The sequence below is a fragment of the Subtercola boreus genome, assembly GCF_003399645.1.
GTDB lineage: Bacteria > Actinomycetota > Actinomycetes > Actinomycetales > Microbacteriaceae > Subtercola > Subtercola boreus_A.
On record NZ_NBXD01000002.1, the window covers coordinates 370,189 to 391,121 of the forward strand.

General features: G+C 68.0%; 23 protein-coding genes. 18 read left to right on the top strand and 5 right to left on the bottom strand.

Going from position 1 to position 20,933, the window contains the following annotated elements; translation table 11 throughout:
* Nucleotides 1–41: 41 nt before the first annotated feature.
* The 4 genes from B7R24_RS01800 to B7R24_RS01815 all read left to right on the top strand — a co-directional run bounded on the left by B7R24_RS01800 (nt 42) and on the right by B7R24_RS01815 (nt 4,773).
* Complete coding sequence (locus B7R24_RS01800) at nt 42–584, top strand: ArsR/SmtB family transcription factor (RefSeq protein WP_116417328.1); 543 nt, start codon at nt 42–44, stop codon at nt 582–584.
* Nucleotides 585–781: 197 nt separating this feature from the next.
* Entirely contained in the window at nt 782–4,219 is a 3,438-nt protein-coding gene (locus B7R24_RS01805; RefSeq protein WP_253259207.1) for a S8 family peptidase, read from the top strand.
* Between the two features lie 146 nt (nt 4,220–4,365).
* A complete protein-coding gene (locus B7R24_RS01810; RefSeq protein ID WP_116417237.1) occupies nt 4,366–4,578 on the top strand; it encodes a helix-turn-helix domain-containing protein in 213 nt (70 codons plus the stop codon).
* Nucleotides 4,579–4,674: 96 nt separating this feature from the next.
* A complete protein-coding gene (locus tag B7R24_RS01815; protein ID WP_003792170.1) occupies nt 4,675–4,773 on the top strand; it encodes a 30S ribosomal protein bS22 in 99 nt (32 codons plus the stop codon).
* A 53-nt stretch (nt 4,774–4,826) separates the two neighbouring features.
* On the opposite strand, the gene B7R24_RS01820 is transcribed toward B7R24_RS01815, so the two are convergent.
* The gene (locus B7R24_RS01820) at nt 4,827–5,540 is read right to left on the bottom strand and encodes an HAD family hydrolase (RefSeq protein ID WP_116417238.1); all 714 of its coding nucleotides are present in this window, start codon (nt 5,538–5,540) and stop codon (nt 4,827–4,829) included.
* A 51-nt stretch (nt 5,541–5,591) separates the two neighbouring features.
* On the opposite strand from B7R24_RS01820, the gene B7R24_RS01825 reads away from it, so the two are divergent.
* From B7R24_RS01825 to B7R24_RS01835, 3 genes are all read left to right on the top strand, one after another.
* Nucleotides 5,592–5,861, top strand: a complete 270-nt coding sequence (locus B7R24_RS01825) for a glutaredoxin family protein (protein WP_116417239.1) — start codon at nt 5,592–5,594, stop codon at nt 5,859–5,861.
* Nucleotides 5,858–6,157: a Dabb family protein gene (locus B7R24_RS01830; protein ID WP_116417240.1), complete on the top strand. Its 300-nt coding sequence runs from the start codon at nt 5,858–5,860 to the stop codon at nt 6,155–6,157. Before B7R24_RS01825 ends, B7R24_RS01830 begins: the two co-directional genes overlap by 4 nt.
* A 176-nt stretch (nt 6,158–6,333) precedes the next feature.
* A complete protein-coding gene (locus tag B7R24_RS01835) occupies nt 6,334–7,113 on the top strand; it encodes a UPF0758 domain-containing protein (protein WP_116417241.1) in 780 nt (259 codons plus the stop codon).
* An 83-nt stretch (nt 7,114–7,196) separates the two neighbouring features.
* Here B7R24_RS01835 and aspS read toward each other — a convergent pair whose 3' ends face one another.
* Together aspS and B7R24_RS18245 are read right to left on the bottom strand one after the other, a co-directional pair.
* Nucleotides 7,197–8,525 carry an aspartate--tRNA(Asn) ligase gene (gene aspS / locus B7R24_RS01840; protein ID WP_116417330.1) on the bottom strand — a complete coding sequence of 443 codons (1,329 nt, stop codon included), beginning with the start codon at nt 8,523–8,525 and terminating at the stop codon, nt 7,197–7,199.
* Nucleotides 8,526–8,585: 60 nt separating this feature from the next.
* On the bottom strand, nt 8,586–8,717 hold the full coding sequence (locus B7R24_RS18245; RefSeq protein ID WP_301182449.1) for a hypothetical protein: 132 nt from the start codon (nt 8,715–8,717) through the stop codon (nt 8,586–8,588).
* 151 nt (nt 8,718–8,868) lie between these two features.
* Here B7R24_RS18245 and B7R24_RS01845 point away from each other — a divergent pair, with 151 nt between their 5' ends.
* Genes B7R24_RS01845 through ccsB form a run of 5 tightly spaced genes read left to right on the top strand, consistent with a single transcriptional unit; the run spans nt 8,869 to nt 13,623 of the window.
* Nucleotides 8,869–9,513, top strand: a complete 645-nt coding sequence (locus B7R24_RS01845) for a histidine phosphatase family protein (RefSeq protein WP_116417242.1) — start codon at nt 8,869–8,871, stop codon at nt 9,511–9,513.
* Nucleotides 9,514–9,518: 5 nt separating this feature from the next.
* Entirely contained in the window at nt 9,519–10,127 is a 609-nt protein-coding gene (locus tag B7R24_RS01850) for a TlpA family protein disulfide reductase (protein ID WP_116417331.1), read from the top strand.
* Nucleotides 10,128–10,130: 3 nt separating this feature from the next.
* Nucleotides 10,131–10,874, top strand: a complete 744-nt coding sequence (locus tag B7R24_RS01855; RefSeq protein WP_437123493.1) for a cytochrome c biogenesis CcdA family protein — start codon at nt 10,131–10,133, stop codon at nt 10,872–10,874.
* Entirely contained in the window at nt 10,858–12,546 is a 1,689-nt protein-coding gene (resB, locus tag B7R24_RS01860; RefSeq protein WP_437123494.1) for a cytochrome c biogenesis protein ResB, read from the top strand. Before B7R24_RS01855 ends, resB begins: the two co-directional genes overlap by 17 nt.
* Nucleotides 12,547–12,555: 9 nt before the next feature.
* Nucleotides 12,556–13,623 (top strand): c-type cytochrome biogenesis protein CcsB, encoded by a 1,068-nt coding sequence (gene ccsB / locus B7R24_RS01865; RefSeq protein ID WP_437123495.1) that lies wholly within the window; start codon nt 12,556–12,558, stop codon nt 13,621–13,623.
* A 111-nt stretch (nt 13,624–13,734) separates the two neighbouring features.
* On the opposite strand, the gene B7R24_RS01870 is transcribed toward ccsB, so the two are convergent.
* Nucleotides 13,735–14,793, bottom strand: coding sequence for an o-succinylbenzoate synthase (locus B7R24_RS01870; protein WP_253259209.1), 1,059 nt, complete (start codon nt 14,791–14,793; stop codon nt 13,735–13,737).
* Between the two features lie 95 nt (nt 14,794–14,888).
* On the opposite strand from B7R24_RS01870, the gene B7R24_RS01875 reads away from it, so the two are divergent.
* Nucleotides 14,889–16,136, top strand: a complete 1,248-nt coding sequence (locus B7R24_RS01875; RefSeq protein WP_116417244.1) for an AMP-binding protein — start codon at nt 14,889–14,891, stop codon at nt 16,134–16,136.
* A gap of 24 nt (nt 16,137–16,160) precedes the next feature.
* The gene (locus B7R24_RS01880; RefSeq protein ID WP_437123496.1) at nt 16,161–17,117 is read left to right on the top strand and encodes a 1,4-dihydroxy-2-naphthoate polyprenyltransferase; all 957 of its coding nucleotides are present in this window, start codon (nt 16,161–16,163) and stop codon (nt 17,115–17,117) included.
* Here B7R24_RS01880 and B7R24_RS01885 read toward each other — a convergent pair.
* Complete coding sequence (locus B7R24_RS01885; RefSeq protein WP_116417246.1) at nt 17,114–17,473, bottom strand: DUF4229 domain-containing protein; 360 nt, start codon at nt 17,471–17,473, stop codon at nt 17,114–17,116. The two genes, B7R24_RS01880 and B7R24_RS01885, sit on opposite strands and share 4 nt — an antisense overlap.
* Before the next feature lie 104 nt (nt 17,474–17,577).
* Between B7R24_RS01885 and B7R24_RS01890 the strand changes: the two genes are divergently transcribed.
* From B7R24_RS01890 to B7R24_RS01905, 4 genes are all read left to right on the top strand, one after another.
* Nucleotides 17,578–17,943 (top strand): PLD nuclease N-terminal domain-containing protein, encoded by a 366-nt coding sequence (locus B7R24_RS01890; protein ID WP_116417247.1) that lies wholly within the window; start codon nt 17,578–17,580, stop codon nt 17,941–17,943.
* Nucleotides 17,940–19,805 carry a 2-succinyl-5-enolpyruvyl-6-hydroxy-3-cyclohexene-1-carboxylic-acid synthase gene (gene menD, locus B7R24_RS01895; RefSeq protein ID WP_116417248.1) on the top strand — a complete coding sequence of 622 codons (1,866 nt, stop codon included), beginning with the start codon at nt 17,940–17,942 and terminating at the stop codon, nt 19,803–19,805. Before B7R24_RS01890 ends, menD begins: the two co-directional genes overlap by 4 nt.
* An 82-nt stretch (nt 19,806–19,887) precedes the next feature.
* The gene (locus B7R24_RS01900; RefSeq protein ID WP_437123499.1) at nt 19,888–20,745 is read left to right on the top strand and encodes a PPK2 family polyphosphate kinase; all 858 of its coding nucleotides are present in this window, start codon (nt 19,888–19,890) and stop codon (nt 20,743–20,745) included.
* Nucleotides 20,742–20,930 (top strand): hypothetical protein, encoded by a 189-nt coding sequence (locus tag B7R24_RS01905; RefSeq protein WP_216363586.1) that lies wholly within the window; start codon nt 20,742–20,744, stop codon nt 20,928–20,930. The genes B7R24_RS01900 and B7R24_RS01905 overlap by 4 nt, the downstream gene beginning before the upstream one ends.
* Nucleotides 20,931–20,933: the final 3 nt, after the last annotated feature.

The following is a 20,933-nucleotide window of genomic DNA, read 5'->3' on the forward strand; positions in this document are numbered from 1 at the left end:
CTGCGCTGCCACAACCGCGGCCGGGCCACTACCCTGTAGCCATGGCCGACATCTTCTCCGTGATCGCTGACCCCACGCGCCGCCACGTGCTCTCGCTGTTGCTGGAACGCTATGTGGGTGCCGACCGCGACGACAGTGAGGCCGGGTCGGGTGTTCTCGCGGGTGCGACGGCGACGGATGCGGCCCATCGCCCCCTCGGGGAGATCAGCGTCTCCGAGCTGGTTTCCCAGCTCGAACTCAGCCAGCCCACGGTCTCGAAGCATCTGCGGGTCCTGCGCGATGCGGGCCTCGTGAGTGTCAGGGAGGTCGGCCAACACCGCTACTACGCTCTCGACGCATCGCCTCTCGAAGAGGTGGAGGATTTTGTCATTCCCTTTCTCAGCGCGGACTTCGACGAGCTCGACGACGAGGCTGGCTCCGGCGTCGAGGGCGAACGGGCGGGCCTTTCGGAGCACGCGAAGTCGCAGGCCTCGCTGGTGGGCGAACGGGTGGGCCAGTCGGTCGCGACGGCAACAGGTCGAGCGCGCTCGATTTTCGAAGATGTCACCCGGCGCTTTCCGAACATTTCACGCAGCAGCGATTAGGCGCACATAACGACCGTTCGCGCGCCAAATACGCTGAGTAGGTGCTGTGAGCGCAATTTTTCTGTGCGAACTCTCACAGTTAACACAACTGAAACATAGGCACCTCCTGTAGGGCCCTCGAACTGCTTAGGGTGGTCGAACGAGTTCGGGCCGGATCCATGCCCGAACGCTGTCCGTTCACAGATAGAGGTTCCTGCGTGAGTAGTCTCCGGCGACGTTCTTCCTTGCCCTTCCCCTTTCCCCGTTCCAGAAGAAGCGCAACGATCGCCGCGGCAGCTGCGATCGTGCTCGCCGTCTCGGGTGCCGCCGGCAGTGCTGCTGCGTTCGCACCCCCGTCCGCCGGGTCTGCCGTCTCCACCGGCACCGGCCTAGGGCTGGCCCCGCTGCCCGGTGGCCTGTCGAAGCCGGCCACCGATTTCACTGCGGGCCGGTACATCGTCACGATGACCAACCCGGCGGTCTCCACCTACTCGGGCGGTATCGGCAGCTTCGCTGCAACGAAGCCCGCCGAGGGTGACCAGATGAACGCGCGCTCGGCGCCCGTGACGAGCTACAGCAACTTCCTGGCCACCCGCCAGCGCGAAGTCGCTGACAGCGCCGGCGTCTCCATCGGCTACTCCTACACCCTCGCCCTCAACGCATTCAGCGCGAACCTCACCCCGGAGCAGGCCTCGGCCCTCACGTCGAGCAGAGACGTCGCGCAGGTCACCCCCGACGAGATCAAGCACATCACCGCGGCGGAGCCCTCGACCACCTACCTCGGCCTCGACGGTGCGACCGGAGTCTGGGCCCAGAACGGTGGCGTCTCAGAAGCCGGCAAGGGCATCGTGATCGGCGATCTCGACACCGGTATCGCTCCGGAGAACCCCTCATTCGCCGGGGCCGCACTCGGAACGACGGCGGGCGATGCGCCCTACCTCACCTCCGAGGTCGACCCCGAGCATCCTGACACCACCATCCGTTTCGACAAGGCCGACGGTGGAACCTTCTACGGTGCCTGCGTGACGGGCCAGCAGTTCACGGCCAGTGACTGCTCCACCAAGATCGTCGGCGCGCGGTACTTCGTCGACGGCTTCGGCGCCGACAACATCGGCACCGTGGCGACGGGCGAGTACGTCTCGCCGCGCGACGGTGACGGCCACGGCTCGCACACCGCGAGCACCGCGGGCGGCAACAACGCGACCGACGCCACCATCGGTGGCGACAGCTTCGGCAACATCAGCGGTGTTGCCCCGGCGGCGAAGATCGCGGCCTACAAGGTCTGCTGGTCTGGCCCCGACCCCGTCGCGACCGACGACGACGGATGCTCGACGGCCGACATGCTCGCCGCCATCGACCAGGCCGTGCTCGACGGCGTCGACGTACTGAACTTCTCCATCGGGGGAAGCTCAGCGCAGACCACGGTGTCGCTCACCGACCAGGCCTTCCTCGGTGCTGCCTCGGCGGGTATCTTCGTCTCGGCTTCGGCCGGCAACTCGGGCCCCGGTGCCTCGACGCTCGACAACGCCTCGCCGTGGTACACCACCGTGGCCGCCTCGACCATCCCCAGCTACGAAGCGACCGCCACCCTCGGTGACGGTACGAAGTTCGCCGGTGGATCGATCACGGTGCAGACCGGCGACAAGCCGGCACTCGAGGGCGACCTCGTTCGCGCCGACCTGGTGAAGCTCGCCAGCGCCTCCGTCGCCGATGCCCTGCTCTGCGCACCCGATTCGCTCGACCCCGCGAAGGTCGACGGAAAGATCGTCTTCTGCCAGCGCGGTGTCTACGACCGCACAGCGAAGTCTGCCGAGGTCAAGCGGGCCGGCGGAATCGGCATGCTGCTGGTCAACAAGACCCCCAGTTCCATCGATCTCGATGAGCACTCCGTACCCACCGTGCACCTCGACGCTGCGGCATGGGATGCGACGTATGCGTACGCGGCTGAGCCCGGCGCGACCGTCACCTTCAGCAAGGGCAACACCGCCGGGCCCTCGCCCGCCGTGCCCGTTCTGGCCGGATTCTCGAGCCACGGGCCCGTCGAGGCCGATGGCAGCGACATCCTGAAGCCCGACGTGTCAGCCCCCGGTGTGGCTATTCTCGCCGCCGGTGCGAACGCGGCAGGTGAAGACCCGACATGGGAGTTCCTCTCGGGAACCTCGATGGCGGCGCCCCACGTCACCGGTCTCGCGGCGCTCTACCTGGGCATCCACCCGAACGCCTCCGTCTCGGAGATCAAGTCGGCCCTGATGACCACCGCGACCGACACCGTCGACAACACGGGCGCTCCCGTCGAAGACGTCTTCGGACAGGGCGCCGGCAACGTCGTTCCGACGAAGTACCTCGACGCCGGGCTGCTCTACCTCAACGACGTTCCTGACTGGCTGGCCTACATCCAGGGCATCGGCTACGACGTCGGCGTGAACCCGATCGATGCCAGCGACCTCAACCTCGCCTCCATCGCCATCGGTTCGCTGACCGGCACACAGACCGTCACCCGTACGGTGACCGCGACCGCGGCGGGCAGCTTCACGGTCGCCCCCGTCTCGATTCCCGGCATCGACACCGTCGTGACCCCGTCGACGCTCGACTTCTCTGCCGCGGGCGAGTCGAAGAGCTACACGGTGCAGTTCACGCGAACGGATGCTCCGCTGAACGAGTACACGACCGGATACATGACCTGGTCGAACGGTGACATCGAGGTGCGCAGCCCCATCGCGCTGCAGCCCGTGCCCATCGCTGCTCCGTTCGAGGTCGACGGCACCGGAACCACCGGCTCGGTCGACATCTCGGTGATCCCCGGCTCCGGCGGCGACATCCCGCTCACGGTCGAAGGTCTGGCCAAGGGCAACCTGCTCACAGCCGACAACCAGGACCCGAGCATCCCGCTGGACGGACACTCGGCGGTCACGCCGCTCAAGGAGACGGCCGAGTTCGCCGTCACCATTCCCGAGGGTGTGAGCGAGGCGCGGTTCGACCTGACCTCGATCGCGACCGCCGAGGAGGGCGCCGACCTCGACCTGTTCGTCGACCAGCTCGACGCAGACGGGGAGGTCGTCGCGACCTACACGTCGGCGACGGGTGCTGCCGACGAGCGGATCGACATCCTGGCGCCGGAGGCCGGTAACTATGCCGTGCGTGCCGACGTGTTCGCCCTTCCCGCGGGCCAGGCGAACGGTGCGATGGACCTGAAGGCGTACTACGTGGAGCCTGCGACGGGCGAGGGTGACTTCACGGCACCCGCGACCATCGCCGGTACCCAGGGCGAGCCGGTGAGCTTCACGGCATCGTGGGCGGGGCTCGACTACTCCTCGAGCTACCTCGGACTGGTGTCGTACCGCGACTCGGGGGTGTCGACCTTCGTGGGAGTGACCACCGAGGCTGCACCGACCCCGACCCCGACCGGTTCGCCGACGCCCACCGCCACCGCGGTGCCGCCGGTTCCCACGCCGACCCCCACGACGCCGGGTTCGAGCAGCTCGCCCACACCGCCCCCCGGTGATGGGTCGGGCACGCCCGGTGACTCTCTGGCCAGCACGGGACTCAGCACCATCCTGCCGCTGGGTCTGGCGGGCATCCTGCTGCTCGCCGGTATCGCCGCCCTGATCGTTCGTCGCCAGCGCAAGCTCGGCCACGCGAACAGCAGCGACGAGTAACACCGGCTGACGCCTGGGGCCGGGTCGCATCCGTGACGGGTGCGGGCCGGCCCCTCGGTCGTTCAGGCGGGTGGACAGTCGTTCACACCAGCCCCTAGAGTTCACTCAGACAACATCCATCTCCACACCGAAACGAGAGGCGTACGATGCCGAACGATCTGGCTGACGTGCGTTTTCTCACGGTGGCCGAGGTGGCCGACATGATGCGCGTCTCGAAGATGACGGTGTACCGCATGGTGCACTCGGGGGAGCTGCCCGCGATTCGATTCGGTCGATCCTTCCGCGTGCCCGAGACGGCGGTGGCCGAGGTGCTCGGTCGGCCCGCGTCGGGGCTGCAGGAGAACGGGCAAGCGCTCTAGTGCGCTAGACTGCTCCGAGGCAAAATTTCCTTCTCGGTCGAGCCAGGCACGTGATTTCCTGCCGGCACGATCAAACCCAAATCTTGTGAGGTATCAATGGGTTCCGTAATTAAGAAGCGTCGTAAGCGCATGGCGAAGAAGAAGCACCGCAAACTGCTTCGCAAGACGCGCCACCAGCGACGCAACAAGAAGTAGATCTTCTTCCGGGCGATCACCGATCTCCGGTCAGCGTCCGTGTTCAATCAGCGTCAGGCCCTTCGGGTCTGGCGCTTTTTGTCGGTCATCACACTCCAGCCCTCGGCGGTGGCGACGCTTGACAACCTCTTGTCGGGGTTGACGGCGACCGGATGACCGACCGACCTGAGCAGCGGCAGGTCGTTGGCGGAGTCGGAATAGGCCCAGCAGTCTCCGAGGTCGGCCCCGAGATCGTCGGCGAGCCTGCGTGCAGCCGTGCTCTTCTCGGTGCCGTGCAGCATCTCGCCGCTCAGACGCCCCGTGAAGACCCCATCGACGGCCTCGAACAGCGTGCCGAGCGCGCCGGTGGCCCCGAGCCGCCGGGCGATGACCTGCGCCACGATGTCGCCCGTCGCCGAGACGAGCCACACCTGGTGGCCGCGTTCGAGGTGCTGACGGGCCTCCGCCACCACGTCGGCGCGCAGTCGAGCCTCGATCTGCCGGTCGTAGACGTCTTCGCCGAGTCGGCGCAGTTCATCCTCGGTGTGGCCGGCGAGCATCGCGAGGGTACGATCCCGCGTGCTCTCGGTGTGCCGCATGTTCTCGCCAACCGCGATGAAGCGCGCCTGCTGCCAGGCGAAGGCGGCGACATCCCGAACCGTCAGCAGGTGCAGCCGCCAGGCCCCGAAGCCGACGAAATAGACTGTCGCGCCGCGCACCAGCGTGTTGTCGATGTCGAAGAAGGCGATGACCGGGCGGTGCTCGGGCTCGTGCTCGGGGGCTGGCATGGCGCCACCCTACCCGGGCCGACTGCGGGGGTGCCGCGCTAGAGTGATGAGGTGTCCCGCGCCGAACTCACGCTCGTCTCGAAGCCCGGCTGTCACCTCTGCGATGACGCACGCACCGTCATCGCCGATGTTGTCGGGGCGCTCGGTGCTCGCGATGGAGCCCCCGAGGTCGTCGTGACCGAGGTCTCGATCTTCGACGACCAGGCGCTCTACGACGAACACGTCGAAGACATTCCCGTCGTGCTCATCAACGGCAGGGTCCACACGTTCTGGCGAGTCGACCCTGACCGTCTCACCGCCGCACTGCTGGGAGTCTCATGATCCGCCACATCGTCACCTTCACCCTCGCGGCCACCTCGCCCGAGGAGCGCCGCGAGCACGCCGACTTCGTCGCCTCGCAGCTGACCTCCCTCGTGGGCCTCGTGCCGGAGGTGCTCTCGCTCGAAGTCGTGCACGATGTCGAGCAGACGGCGGGCAACGCCCACGTTGCGCTGATCGCCGACTACGACGACCAGGCTGCGCTCGACCGGTACCAGGCGAACCCCGACCACGTACGCGTGTCGACGTCGATCAAGCCGCTCTTCTCGGGGCGCGCGGCGATCGACTTCGAGGTCTAGCGCACCGCTTCTGCCTGCAGCCGTCTCCGCAGCCCGGCACCCGGGCCCTCGACGGTCTCGGGCTGCCCGTGGGTGGACGGCGAAGCCTCGTTCTCCACCGCCGGCCGGTCGGCGAGTTATCCACAGATTCCGCGGGGACTCCCTCTCGGCGGCGAGGGGCGCTTAGCGTGGGCCGCATGACAACGTCCCGCGCATCACTCTGGACCGTCGCGCCCGAAGACCGGCCCCGCGAGCGGCTCGAACGGCTGGGCCCCGGTGGGCTCAGCGACTCCGAGCTCGTCGCGCTCGTGCTGGGCTCGGGGATGCCCGGGGTCAACGTGCTCGACAGTGCCCGGTCACTGCTTGCCCAGGCCGGCGGCGTCACCGAACTCATGACCATGACGGTCGGCGAGCTTCGCGCCCTGATGGGTGTCGGCGTGGCGACGGCCGGTCGCGTGGTGGCGGTGGCCGAACTGTGGCGCCGGGCCAACGACCCGCCCCCGGGCGCGGTGCTCGCCCACCCGGTCGACGTGGTCACAGCGGTACGCACCTTCGCGGCCGCCCGCTCGCCCGGCTCAGGTGCGGGCGCATGCGCGACGGTGTTCGTAATCGTCGCCGACAGCGAGTTGAGGCTTCGCGTGGTGGTGCCGCTCGCGGGAACCGATACCAGAGCACTCGTCGCGGGTGCGCTGCACGAGGTGCTCTACCGCGGCGGCACGGCGTTCGCGCTGGCCCTCGCCGACGGTCTGTCGACCAACGTCGGCCCACGGGGGCCCGATGACGTCTCCTCCGGCGCGCTCGATCTCGACGCGGGCGCGAAGGGCGCCGTGCCCGGCGCACAGAGCGAGGGGTCCGTGGTCGACGAGACGCAGCTGCGCGCGGTACGCGACGTGCTGAAGCTGGCCGCCTCGACCGTGGGGCTCCGCTACCTCTCGAGTGTTCGCGTCACCGCCGACGGGTGGTCGCCCCTCGACTGACCCCGCGCGCGGCGCTGCAGAGTGAGGCTCCGGGCCGCGCTGGCCGGTTGACTGACGGGCGGGCTAGCGGGCGGGCGGTGAACCTAGGGCGTGAGGCGGGTGGGGCCGCGGAAGAGATAGGTGACCTCCCGCAGGTTGCCCTGGTGCAGCATCAGCATCAGAACGCGAGCGAGCCCCATCCCGAATCCACCGTGTGGCGGCACTCCGTAACGGAAGAAGTCGAGATAATAATCGAGCTCCCGCGGGTCGAGACCCTTCTCCACCGCCTGCGCCTCGAGAATATCGACCCGGTGCTCACGCTGGGCGCCTGTGGTGATCTCGGTACCACGAAAGATGAGGTCGTAGCTCTTCGTGAGGGCCGGGTTCTCGTCGGAGTGCATGTGGTAGAAAGGCCGGATGCTCGTGGGGTAGTCGGTCAGGAAGACGAACTGGTGCCCGAACGTCTCCTCGACGTAGGCCGCGATCTGGCGCTCGCCCTCCGGATCCATGTCGTCGTCGTTGCGATCGACGACGTGACCTCTCGAGGCGACGATCTCCTTCGCGTCGAGCAGGGGAATGCGGGGGAACGGGGTGCTCGGTACGACGATGTCGACGCCGAACAGCTCCTTGATCTCTGCGCCGTGCTTCTCGGCCACGGCGGAGAAGCCCGCCACGAGCAGCTCCTCCTGCATCGCCATGACATCTTCATGGCCGTCGATCCAGCTGATCTCCGCGTCCACGCCGGTGTACTCCGTGGCGTGCCTCGACGTGAACGACGGGTCGGCGCGAAAGACCGGGCCGATGTCGAAGATCTTGCCGAACCCGGCAGACTGCGCCATCTGCTTGAAGAACTGTGGGCTCTGTGCGAGGTATGCGGTCGTGTCGAAGTAGTCGAGCTTGAAGAGTTCTGCGTTCGACTCCGACGGGCTCGCCATCAGCTTCGGAGTGTGGATCTCCACATAGTCGCGATCGATCCAGTACGTGCGAAAAGCGTGTTCGAGCGTCGTCTGGATGCGGAAGATGAGCGCGTTCTTCGGAACCCGCAGGTCGAGGAAGCGCCAGTCCATCCGCTTGTCGAGGCCACTGTCGGCAGCGATCGGCGTCTCGGCAATGGCCAGGGAGGCCACGGTGAGCGAGCTGAGCTTGATCTCGATACCGCCGAGCTTGACGCGCTCGTCGTGCTTGAGCTCGCCCGTCACCGTGACGAACGAACCCTGGGTGAGTGCCGAGATCGTGGTGGCAGGCTCGTCGGCGATCACGACGCCGTCGGCGTCGGAGGAGCGCGGGTTGACAAGCTGAACGGCACCGGTCTCGTCGCGCAGAACGACGAACTGCACCTTCTTCTGGTCGCGCACGACTTCGACCCACCCGGCTACGCTCACGGGGCCGTCGGCCAGGGCGGAAAGGTCTTTGATGAGTACGCGTTCAGTCACGGGCACCAATCCTATGCCTTCCGCCCGTCTACCCTCGGAGGGAGCGAGGCTGACGAGGGCCTACGGGAGGCGGCGGTAGTACGAGCGCGTGGCGACCTGGCCGTAACCATCGGTGACGGTCTGCAGGATGGCGGCCACGATGCCCGCGAGAGCGAGGAGTGCGAAGACGGAGAGAACGATGATGAGTGCCATGAGTGAACCTTTCTGAGGTCAATGCTTCCACCGACAACTGTTCAGCACAATCTCATTTAGCTTGGATTTCATTGTAGTCGCGCTACTGCTTTGGAGGGGCGTTCAGGTGGCGGGCAGCTTTGCGAGTTCTACGCTCCGTAAACTGTCTGTCGTGGTAGCTAGCCAACTTCATCTCGTGCGTCACGGCGAGGTCTTCAACCCCGAGCACGTGCTGTACGGCCGCCTGCCCGGCTTCGGGCTCTCCGAGCTCGGGCGGGCCATCGCGCAGTCCGCCGCCGACGAGCTCGTCGCACGCGACCGGCCCGTTTCGGCGCTGTTCGCCTCGCCCCTCCAGCGCGCCCAGGAGTCGGCGGCACCGATCGAGGCGGCCTTCGCTCTGCCCATCCAGACCGAGCCACGCATCATCGAGCCGACGAACAGGTTCGAGGGCATGAGCCCGGCCATGCGCAACAGGGCGCTTCGCAATCCGAAGAACTGGCCGTGGGTGCGCAACCCCTTCCAGCCGAGCTGGGGTGAGGCCTACACCAGCATTACCTCGCGGATGATCGCGGCCATGAACGATGCATACGACTCGGTCGATGATGGCGATGTCATCATGGTCAGCCACCAGCTGCCGATCTGGTCGACCCATCTCGAGATCACCGGGCAGCACCTCTGGCACGATCCCCGCAAGCGCCGCTGCAACCTCTCGAGCATCACGACGTTCGAACGGCGTGGCGCGCGTTTCGTCGAGGTCGGTTACGAAGACCCGGCGAGCGAACTCCTCGCGTCGGCCGTCGACGACGGGGCGGTGTGAGCTCGGTGCCGCCTATCTCCTCTCCGCGTCGCGCCGGGCTGCTCGTGGCTGTTTCGGTGCTGGCGCTCGGGCTGCTCGCCGGATGCACGAGCGATCCGCTCGCGGCCCAGTATCGAAGCGGTGACAGCAAGCAGTACATCGCGGGCGACGGTACGGTGACCGAGATTCCGCTGGCCGATCGCACTGCCGCGGTACCTTTCACCGGCACCACCGAGACGGGTGCGAGCGTCGACTCGACGCAGTACCTGGGCCAGGTGCTCGTGCTCAACTTCTGGTACGCGGGCTGTGCCCCCTGCCGCGCCGAGGCTCCGGCACTCGAGACCCTCAATGCGAAGTACACCGGCAACGGCGCCTCGTTCCTCGGGGTCAACGTGCGTGACCAGGCCGCCACCGCTGTCGCCTTCGGAACCTCCTTCGGCATCACCTATCCCTCGGTCATCGACACCGACGGTGCCGTGCAGCTGGCGATGAGTGGAGTCGTCGCACCCAATGCCGTGCCGACCACGCTGGTGATCGACAAACAGGGCAGGGTCGCCGCGCGCATCCTGGGCCAGGCGACGGCCCCGAGCATCCTCGACACCCTCATCTCCAGCACTGTCGCCGAGACGGGCTAGCGCGTGGTCAACCCGTTCGCCGATGCGGTGCTGAACGGCCAGCTCATCGTCGCGATCCCCATCGCCATGCTCGCCGGTCTCGTCTCCTTCGCGTCACCCTGTGTGCTCCCGCTCGTTCCCGGGTACCTCGCGTACGTCGGTGGGCTGAGCGATCCGAGCGCCCGCAGCAACCGCCGCCGCGTGTTGCTGGGTATCAGTCTCTTCGTGCTGGGCTTCTCGCTCGTCTTCGTCGCGGCATCCACTCTCTTCGGCGCGCTCGGTGTGTGGCTGCTGGTCTGGGGCGAGATCATCACCCGGGTGCTGGGTGTCGTCGTCATTCTGCTCGGTCTGGTCTTCATCGGCCAGTTCTCCTTTCTGCAGCGCACCCTCAAGACATCGTGGCGACCCGCGACAGGCCTCGCCGGCGCTCCCATTCTCGGCATCGTCTTCGGTCTCGGCTGGACTCCCTGCATCGGTCCGACCCTCGGCGCCATCCAGGCACTCAGTCTCACCGGCGGATCGGCCTGGAGTGGCGCCCTGCTCGGGCTGTTCTACTGCTTCGGGCTCGGCGTTCCGTTCCTTCTGGTGGCGCTCGGCCTCAACTGGGTGACCCACACCATCAAATTCCTCAAGCGGCATATTCGCCTGATCAACATTCTCGGGGGCGCAGGTCTTGTGCTCATCGGCATCCTCATGGTCAGCGGTCTCTGGACCGCGTGGACCTACCAATTGCAGGCGGTGATCACCGGTTTTGTCCCGGCCATCTGACCACTACGACTCACCCGACCCCGCAGCTTCACGCGCGGGCGTCGCGCCCGGCGACGGCGCCGGCGACGGATCCGGCGGCGACATCGCCCAGCCGCGCCTCGGCGTCGTCGGCTGGCTGCGCTGGTTCTGGCGCCAGCTCACCAGCATGCGCACCGCGCTCTTCCTCCTTCTGCTGCTCGCGCTCGCCGCCGTGCCGGGTTCGCTCGTGCCGCAGCGCGCCGCCGACCCCAACGGCGTCACGCAGTACTTCGTCGACAACCCCGACCTCGCTCCCGTGCTCGACAAGATCCAGGCCTTCGACGTCTACACGTCGGTGTGGTTCTCGAGCATCTACCTGCTTCTCTTCATCTCGCTGGTGGGCTGCGTCATCCCGCGGGCGAAGCACCACTTCGATGCCCTGCGGGCGAAGCCGCCGCGCACGCCGGCACGCCTGTCGAGGCTGGCGGGGTTCCAGAAGCGCACGGCCGAGCCCGGCACGAACGGCGCCGCCGCCATCGAGTCGGCCCGGGCGCTGCTCCGCAAGCAGGGCTATCGGGCGGTCGTCTTCACGGCTCCCGGCGCCAACGGCAGTGAGGTCACCTCGGTCTCGGCAGAACGCGGCTACGCACGGGAGACGGGCAACCTCGTCTTCCATGCAGCGCTGGTGGGCATCCTGATCACCGTCGGTGTCGGCGGGGGCTACGGCTTCAGCGGCCAGCGCGTGCTCGTCGAGAACGGACAGACGTTCGTCAACACTCTCAGCGCCTTCGACTCGTTCAACCCGGGACGCTTCTTCAGTGAGAGTTCTCTCACGCCCTACTCGATGAAGCTCGATAAGTTCACTGCGACGTACGAGACCAAGGCCGACGGAGCGTTCGGCCAGCCCCTCGACTACGACGCCCAGGTCACCACCCAGGAGCGTGGGCAGAGTGACCAGCAGTCCGACATCAAAGTGAACTCGCCGCTGCGCATCGGTGGTACCGACGTGTACCTGCTGGGGAATGGGTACGCACCCACCATCACGGTGAAAGACCCGAGTGGCACGGTCGTCTTCACCGACTCGGTGCCCTTCCTGCCACAGGATGCCTCGCTCACGAGCGTCGGTGTCGTCAAGATTCCGGATGGTCTCGCTGACCAGTTGGGCATGATCGGGTTCTTCTACCCGACTCAGGCCGTCTCGACCACCGGGGCCTTCTACTCGACCTACCCCGACGACGACTACCCCGTCCTGACGCTGAACGTCTACGACGGCGACCTCGGACTGAACGGCGGCAAACCGACCTCCGTCTACTCCCTCGACACCGACACCCTGACCCAGCTCACCGGCGGAACGACCGGGGTGAAGTCGATCGAGTTGAAACCGGGCGACACCGCACAGCTGCCGAACGGGCTCGGCACCATCAGTTTCGACAACGTGGCGCGGTACGCCTCGCTCGACATCCACCACGACCCGACGCAGGGCTTCGTGCTGCTGTTCGCGAGCCTCGCGCTGCTCGGACTGCTGATCTCGCTCTTCATTCCGCGGCGGCGGGTGTGGGTGAAGGCGACCGAACGGGCAGACGGTACCGTGACCCTCGAATACGCCGGTCTGGCGCGCGGGGAAGACCCCCGACTGGTGCCCGCGGTGGCTGAGATCGCAGACCGGCATGCGAAGTTGCTCAGCGACCGGTCAACCCCGGAATCTAACGCTTAGGCTGTCACTGTGCCCCTAACCATCGACGAGTACTCCGTCTTCTTCCTCTACGCGGCCATGGCGGTGTACGCCGCTGCCTTCATCGCCTTCGCGCTCGACCTCGCACGCCGTTCGGCCCAGGTCGGCGCAGGCAACCAGGTCGCCGTCGACGGGTCGGTCACGACGCGGGAGCGCGTGCTCGAGACGGTCGGGGCGCGTGCCGGTGGGTCGACGACGGTGGCCTCGGGCTCCGGTTCGCGCGGCGGGGTGGCCGCGACATCCGCAACCGACGGCGACGCCGTCACGGGGGCTTCGGCCGGCTCGACCTCCGGCGCCAAGCGCTCGCTGAGCCTGCGGTTGGGCGTGGGGTTCACGCTGATCGGGTTCCTGCTCGAGCTCACCGCCGACGTGCTGCGCGGCATTGCCGCCTCACGCGTGCCGTGGGCCAACATGTACGAGTTCTCGATGACCGGCACGGTGCTCATCGTGGGAGTGTTCCTGATCGTCATCACGCGGGTCGATCTGCGCTTCCTCGGCACGTTCATCACCGGGCTGGTGCTGATTCTGCTCGGCATCTCGACCGTCAACTACTATGTGGGCGTCGCCCCGTTGCCGCCGGCGCTGCAGTCGGCCTGGCTGGTCATCCACGTCTTCGTCGCGAGTCTCGGCACGGCCTTCTTCGCCCTGGGTTTCGCCCTGTCGGGTATCCAGCTGCTGCAGTATCGGCGCGAGTCGATCACGACCGGTGCGAAGTTCCTGAAGCTGAAGTTCCTCGCGTCACTGCCCGACTCGAAGCGTCTCGAGAACCTCGCCTACCGCGTCAACATCGTCGGCTTCGTCTTCTGGACCTTCACGCTCATCGCCGGCGCGGTCTGGGCCGAGCGCGCCTGGGGCCGTTACTGGGGCTGGGACACCAAAGAGGTCTGGACCTTCATCATCTGGGTCATCTACGCCGGTTACATCCACGCCCGGGCCACCCGCGGCTGGCGCGGATCGCGCTCGGCCGTGCTGGCGATCATCGGCTTCGCCGCCGTGCTCTTCAACTTCGGCATCGTGAATGTCTTCTTCCACGGCCTGCACTCCTACTCCGGCCTGTAGGCCGCCGCGCTCGCGCCTTGCGCTGCGAGTGGCGCTCGTCGAACGGACACGTATCCGGCGGTCCTCCCCGCATGGGTCGGCGGATGGCCGTAATCGTGTCCGTTCCGCCACTCACTCGGCGGCGGCGGGGGCCGCGGCGGCGGGGGCCGCGTGCCGGCCGGTCGACTGCGACCAGCCTTCCAGCACCGCATAGACGCGGCCGAGACGCTCGCGCCACCACTCGTCGCGGTCAGGGGCGGCACCGTTCTGCCGCACGAGGGCCTCATCGAGTTCGGGGCGGAGAACGGGGATACGGCCGCCTGTGGGCACCAGCGGGTCGGCCGTCACATCGGTGGTGAGCAGAGCCGCCGTCGCCAGGCCGCAGTCGTATTCCAGTTCGGGAATGCACGCGGCGAGGTGGGCGCCCATCGCGATTCCGATCGATGTCTCGAGGGCCGACGAGACCACGACCGGCAGACCGGCCCGGTTCACGATGTCGAGGGCCGAGTGGATTCCCCCCAGAGGTTGCGCCTTGACGACCAACACGTCGGCGGCCCCGCGGCGAGCAACGTCGAGGGGATCATCCGCTTTGCGTACGCTCTCATCGGCCGCGACAGGGATGCCCATGTACTTCACGCGCTGCCTGATCTCCCAGAGGTCGTCGACGCTCGCGCACGGCTGTTCGACATATTCGAGGTCGAACTCGGCCAGGGCGTGGATGGCGTGCTCGGCCTCGTCGACGTTCCAGCCGCCGTTGGCATCGAGTCGGATGCGGCCCTCCGATCCGAGCAGCTGCCTCGCCCGGTGCACGCGTGCCAGGTCGTCGTCGAGCGTCTGGCCCCGTTCGGCGACCTTGATCTTGATCGTGCGGCAGCCCTGGTAGCGGTCGAGCACGGCCTCCACCTCGCTCTCACCCACGGCCGGCAGGGTAGCGTTCACCGGGATGCTGTCGCGCAGCCGCGGGGGGGCTGGCGCCCAGCCGAAGTCGATCGCTGCCGCGAGCCAGGCGGCGGCCTCCTCGTCGCCGTACTCCACGAAGGGCGAGAACTCGGTGGCCCCCTCGGGCCCGCGGATGATGACGGCCTCCCGAACATCCACTCCGCGGAACCGTGTGGTGAGCGGCAGCGAGACGACGCTCGCGTTCTCGAGCAGTTCTGTCAGCGTCGGCAGAGGGCGGAGCATTTGGGTCATGCCCCATTGTGGCCCGTGCGGCGGGTGCGCGGCGAACGCGAACCGCCTGCTGCGTGGGGATGTGCTGGGTCAGGGGTGGCCTCTAGGGTGGATGAATGACGAGACGACTCGAGGTGCTGGGCGCGGCAGACGTCGGCGGGGTCAGCGCTCGGCTCCGTGCGGCGCTGAACGGTGTCGGGCCGGCCATCCTGCCGCTCGAGGAGCCACCGGTTGTGCGAGCACGGCATGCGTCCGGTGTCGCCGGCGCACCGGGTGCCCCCGCCCTGGCCGCCGCCGAGCATCCGGTGCCCGCCGAGGTCGCGAAGAACGTCGCCCTCGTCATCGAGACCTCCGGCAGCTCGGGCGTGCCGAAGCGCGTCGCCCTCAGCGCGAACGCGCTGCTGGCCAGTGCCGCCGCCACCGAAACGGCCCTGGGCGGCAGCGGGCAGTGGCTGCTCGCCCTGCCGGCCCACTACATCGCGGGCGTGCAGGTTCTGGTGCGCTCGATCGCCGCCGGAACGTCGCCGGTGCTGATGCCGCCCGGCCACTTCAGCGCGCGAACCTTCGCCGGTCTCGTCGACAGCATCGAGGCGCCACTGAAGTTCTCGTCGATCGTGCCGGCGCAACTCGCCAGGCTGGTCGATGCCGCCGAGAGCGACGAGGGCGTGCGGGACTCGCTGCGGCGACTCGATGCCCTGCTGATCGGTGGCCAGGCCGTACCGGCCGCGCTGTTCACCCGCGCCACCGACATCGGACTGAACGTGATGCGAACCTACGGGTCGAGCGAGACGGCCGGCGGTTGTGTGTACGACGGGCATCCGATCGGCAGGGCCGAGGCCCGCGTCACCGGGGGAGAGATCGAGCTCTCGGGGCCGATGCTGGCCGAGGGGTACCTCGATGACCCCGAGCTGACCGAGCGCAAGTTCGCCACCGATGCAGGTCACCGCTGGTACCGCACGGCCGACAGTGGTGACGTGCGCACGGTCGACGGCGTCGTGACCGTCACGGTGACCGGTCGGATGGACAACGTCATCATCTCGGGCGGAATCAAAGTCGCTCTCGATCGTGTCGAACGGGCCGTTCAGGCGCTGCCGGGCTTTCAGTCGTCCATCGTCGTGCCGCAGCCGAGCGCCCAGTGGGGGCAGACGTCCGTCGTCGTCACCGCCGAGGCGTTCGGTGACGGTGCTCTCGAACGGCTACGGTCCGCAGTCACCGAGGCCGTCGGGCGCGCCGCAGCGCCGTCGCGCATTGTGCGGATCGGGCGCATCCCGACGCTCAGCTCGGGCAAGCCCGACCGGCTCAGCGTTGCCCGAACGCTCGCCGCAGAACCATCCGGCGAACCGCAGCAACTTCCAGCCGGGTGACAGGTCGATCACTAGAATCTTCTGGTGGCGCAAACGAAACGTAAGAGGTCCGGGCACCCGGCCGGCAAGAAGCAGCACTCGGCTCCCAACCGGCTTGTGAAGCCGATCCCGGCGATGTGGATCGCGGGAGCACGCATCCGCACCCTGCCCCTCGCCATCGCGCCGGTCGCCCTGGGCGCCGGTGCAGCGTCGCTGATCGTGGGCGGGCCCGGTTCGCTCGACTGGGGCCTCGTGCTGCTGAGCCTCGCGGTTGCGCTGTTCCTGCAGATCGGGGTGAACTATTCGAACGACTACTCCGACGGCGTGCGCGGCACCGACGAGTTCCGGGTGGGGCCGCCCCGGTTGACCGGATCGGGTGTCGCCAACCCGAAGCGGGTGCTCGCCGTGGCGCTCGCGTTCTTCGGTCTGGGCGCCCTCGCCGGCATCGCGATCGTCATTCTGACCGGGCACTACTGGCTGCTCATCCCGGGCGCCCTCGCCATCGCCGCCGCCTACTTCTACACCGGCGGTAAGCGGCCCTATGGCTACTACGGGCTGGGCGAGGTGTTCGTCTTCCTCTTCTTCGGCGTGGTCGCGACGGTCGGCACGACCTACATCGCCTCGGGGTCGTTCAACTTCGAGAGTGTCTGGGCGAGTGTGGCCGCCGGCCTCATCGCCTGTGCGGTGCTCATGGTCAACAACATCCGCGACATCGAACAGGACAGGGTCGCGAAGAAGCGCACTCTGGCGGTGCTGCTCGGCAACCGGGCCTCACGTATCGTGTTCGTCGTCTTCCTGGTGCTCGCCTACGCGGTGCTGTTCTTCTTCGCGCTGCTGTTCCCGCTCGCACCGCTGGTGTTCTTCACGCTGCTGCTGGCGCTGCCTGCGTCGCTGATCGTACTGACGGCGAAGACGGCGCCGGAACTGATTCTGGCGTTGAAACTCACGAGCCTCACGGGGCTGCTGTTCGGAGTGGGGCTGGCGGCCGCGTTCGCGTTCTAGCGGGCGGGCGCGTCACCGGGCGCCGGCGCCGGGTTCTCTGCGATCGCGTCTGACGAAGCGCCGTCGGTGGGCACCACGCCATCGACGACGGCATCTTCGTTCGCCTCGTCAGAGCCGGCCCTCTCGGGCGCGCGCTTCGAGACCGTACCCCCGCCGTGACGGGCCTGGTAGAGCCCGGTCGCCAGCTCTTCCCGCGGTGCGCGCAAGAAGATGTACGACGCGCAGAGCGAGATGACGGCAGCGAGCACGGCAGCGATCCACGGGGTCATCTGCGTGAGCAGCAGCACCGCCAGCGCCACGGCGAAGATGCCGAGGCGGATCAGCGTGTAGAACACCCACGTACGTCCAGTTTTCACGCTTTCAGTTTAGGCGACGCGATCTGACCGCTGCCTGCGAACCCCTCCGAGAGCACTTCGGCAAGAGAGGGGAAACGCTCATTTTCAGGGCGTATGGTTTGTCTATGGCACGTCTCCTGGTTGGTGTGGCCGCACTCGCGGCGGCTTTCTATGTATACGCACTCGTGGACTGCCTGCTGTTCTCACGGGCGCGCGTCCGTGGTCTGCCGAAGCTCGCCTGGGTCTTCATCGTGCTGCTCTTCCCGGTGCTCGGCGGCGTGCTGTGGTTCCTCATCGGGCGGGGTCGCAAGCGCTCCGGTCGCGAGACGGTCTACCGCACGATCGGCCCCGACGACGACCCCGAGTTCCTCGGCAATCTGAAGCCCGACCCCATCTCCGACGAGCAGCTGCGTGAGCTCGAACGCCAGCTCGCCGAGATCGACGAGGACCCTGACAACAAACGAACTGACAACGGCAGAACCGAGCGGTGAGCGCGGCCCCCGGTCCGGCCGCCGATTTCTCCTTCGCCATCCTGCGCGCCTTCGTCGGCCTCGGTGTGACGGATGCCGTGCTCACGCCCGGTTCGCGCTCGCAGGCCCTCGCGCTCACCCTGGCTGAATTCGACCGGGCCGGGGTGCTCGATCTCCGGGTTCGCCTCGACGAACGTGTCGCCGGCTTCACGGCGCTCGGCATCGCCGCTGAGACGGGAATCCCGGCCATCGTCGTCACGACCTCCGGAACCGCGGTCGCGAACCTGCTTCCCGCCGTGCTCGAGGCGTACCACAGCCGTGTGCCGATGCTGATCGTGACGGCCGACCGCCCCGCCGCCATGCGCGGAACGGCCGGCAACCAGACCACCCACCAGCCGGGCATCTTCGGCCGCTTCACACGCCGGGCCATCGACGTCCCCGCCCCCGCAGGCCTGCCGGGTGAGGCCGGGCTGGCCGTGCAGGTCGCGCGCGACGCCTACGCGGCGGCCCTCGGGGAGCACCTCGGAACCCCCGGACCCGTGCACGTCAACCTGCAGTTTCGAGAGCCCCTCTCCGGTGCGGTTCCGGACGTCGCGGCGCTGCTCGCCTCAGGCGAGTGGATGCCCGGGGTCAGCGCGGTTCGTGACACCCCGCCCGCGCAGCCGGCGTTCCTCCTCGATCGCGGCCCGCGTACCGTCGTCATCGCAGGGAACCATGCCGGGCCCGCGGCCGAGGAGCTCGCGCACCGGGGCGGCTGGCCGCTGATCGCCGAACCGTCGAGCGGTGCGCGTTTCGGCCGCAACCTGGTTGTCGCCTACCGCGAGCTGCTCGCCGACGCCGACCTCGGGGGCAGAGTCGAGCGTGCCGTCGTGTTCGGTCACCCGACACTCTCCCGCGAGGTCACGGCCCTCGCCCTGCGCGACGACGTCGAGGTCGTCGTGGTGTCACCGTCGGCCGCCAGCGTGCCCCCCGGCGTGGAAGTGCCCGACGTCTTCAACCCCGGGCACCGGGTTCAGACGTTTGTGACCGCCGCCGAGGTCGTGCCCCCGCCGGCGGCCGGGTCTGTCGACGGCGGCGCGAGTGAGCGCGGCTGGCTGCGCGACTGGGCGCTAGCGAGCCGCGCCGTCACCGACGCCCAGGCCGGCGACGACCCGGTGGCAGCGCCCGACATCGAGCTCGCGAACTCGCCCGAGATTGCCGAACGCCGTGCCTACCGTCTCGCCGAGACCGCGGCCCTGAAGGCGCCGATCACCCGCCGCACTCTCTCGCTCGCCGTCTGGCAGGCCACCTGGCCGCACGACCGGCTCATCCTCGGCGCATCGAGGCTCATCCGCGACCTCGACCGCGCGGTGCCCGGGAAGAAGATCCGCGTTCACGCCAACCGCGGCCTCGCCGGCATCGACGGCACCATCGCCACGGCCACCGGCATCGCCCTCGCCAGCCAGTCCGGTCGGCCCAGCGCCTCGGACGGCAGCAGGCCGACCCGCCCCACTTCCTCCCTCGCGGATGCGCGCCCCCGATCATCCGAAAGCCCCACGCCAGCGGCGCAACACGGCGTCACGCGCGTTCTGCTCGGCGACCTCACGCTGCTGCACGACGCGGGCGCTCTGCTGTTCGGAACCGGGGAGGTGCGGCCGCGCATCCAGCTCATCGTGGCGAACGACGGCGGTGGAACTATCTTCGACACGCTCGAGGTCGCCGCCACCGCCGACCGAGCCGCGTTCGATCGCGTCATGCTGACGCCGCAGACGGTCGATCTCGAGGCCCTGGCCAAGGCGTACGGGTGGTCCTATTCCCGGGTGAGCACCCGCGTCGAACTCGACCGGGCCCTGACCGCCCCCCTCACCGGACCGGCACTCCTCGAGGTTCCCCTCCCGCGCTGACCCGCCCGCCCCCGCACCGCTCGATTCGAGGCGTGCGGCCTAGGGTGGGGAGGAGTAGTCAGCCAGGCAGAGGAAGGTGGGCATCGTGGCCACGAAGAAGTCGCACGGGTCGAGCAGAGTGGGCGAGGCGGGCAGCGGTTGGAGCGAAGACCCCGCCCCGCTGCTGCGGGTGGGCGCCGGATTCCGCCTCAGCGAGACCGACCCCGACGAGACGCCGGGGTTCGACGGTAAGAAGTCCGACGGCGAACGCGAGCTGGCAATCGCGGCCGGCGCGGTCGACACCCTGCAGGAGAAGCTCTTCGCCTCCAGCCTCTTCGACCGCGACGGAGACCAGCACCGCTCCCTGCTGCTCGTGCTGCAGGGCATGGACTCCTCGGGCAAGGGCGGCATCGTTCGCCACGTCGTCGGATCGGTCGACCCGCAGGGCGTCACGCACGCCTCCTTCAAAAGGCCCACCAAACTGGAGCTCAGCCACGATTTTCTCTGGCGCATCCGCAAACGGGTTCCCGAGCCCGGCAAGATCGGCGTCTTCGACCGCTCGCACTACGAAGACGTGCTCGCGGTGAAGGTCCTGGGGCTCGCCAGCCTCGAAGAGGTGGACGGCCGCTACGGCACGATCAACGACTTCGAGCACGAGTTGGTCGAGCAGGGCACCACGGTCGTGAAGGTGTTCCTGAACATCAGCCCCGACGAGCAGAAGGCCCGTCTCGGCGCCCGCCTCGAGCGCGCCGACAAGTACTGGAAGTACAACCCCGGCGACATCGACTCCCGCCTGCTCTGGAACCAGTACCAGGACGCCTACCAGACCGTCTTCGAACGCACGTCGACCGAAGCGGCGCCGTGGTTCGTCGTGCCCGCCAACCCCAGGCAGCCGGCAGGGTGCGCCCCGATATCACCCTCGCCGACATCGTCAATCTCATCTGGTCCACCGGCCGCATGATCGACGCCACCAGGATCGCCGCCCCTGAGGCGTGGCGCCGCCAGCTCCACCTCATGCTCGATGCATACCGCACCGAAGCCGCGCACCCGATACCCGAGCCGCCGATGACCGACACCCAGCTCTACGACGCGATGGTTCAGCTCGGCGGGAGCGACAGGGGTGCGCCGCCTTCACCCAGGAATTGAGCT

Coding starts and splice junctions, on each gene's coding strand:
- B7R24_RS01800 (WP_116417328.1), top strand. CDS start 42: ATGGCCGACATCTTCTCCGTGATCGCTGACCCCACGCGCCGCCACGTG.
- B7R24_RS01810 (WP_116417237.1), top strand. CDS start 4,366: ATGCCGAACGATCTGGCTGACGTGCGTTTTCTCACGGTGGCCGAGGTG.
- B7R24_RS01815 (WP_003792170.1), top strand. CDS start 4,675: ATGGGTTCCGTAATTAAGAAGCGTCGTAAGCGCATGGCGAAGAAGAAG.
- B7R24_RS01820 (WP_116417238.1), bottom strand. CDS start 5,540: ATGCCAGCCCCCGAGCACGAGCCCGAGCACCGCCCGGTCATCGCCTTC.
- B7R24_RS01830 (WP_116417240.1), top strand. CDS start 5,858: ATGATCCGCCACATCGTCACCTTCACCCTCGCGGCCACCTCGCCCGAG.
- B7R24_RS01835 (WP_116417241.1), top strand. CDS start 6,334: ATGACAACGTCCCGCGCATCACTCTGGACCGTCGCGCCCGAAGACCGG.
- B7R24_RS18245 (WP_301182449.1), bottom strand. CDS start 8,717: ATGGCACTCATCATCGTTCTCTCCGTCTTCGCACTCCTCGCTCTCGCG.
- B7R24_RS01870 (WP_253259209.1), bottom strand. CDS start 14,793: ATGACCCAAATGCTCCGCCCTCTGCCGACGCTGACAGAACTGCTCGAG.
- B7R24_RS01875 (WP_116417244.1), top strand. CDS start 14,889: ATGACGAGACGACTCGAGGTGCTGGGCGCGGCAGACGTCGGCGGGGTC.
- B7R24_RS01890 (WP_116417247.1), top strand. CDS start 17,578: ATGGCACGTCTCCTGGTTGGTGTGGCCGCACTCGCGGCGGCTTTCTAT.
- B7R24_RS01905 (WP_216363586.1), top strand. CDS start 20,742: ATGATCGACGCCACCAGGATCGCCGCCCCTGAGGCGTGGCGCCGCCAG.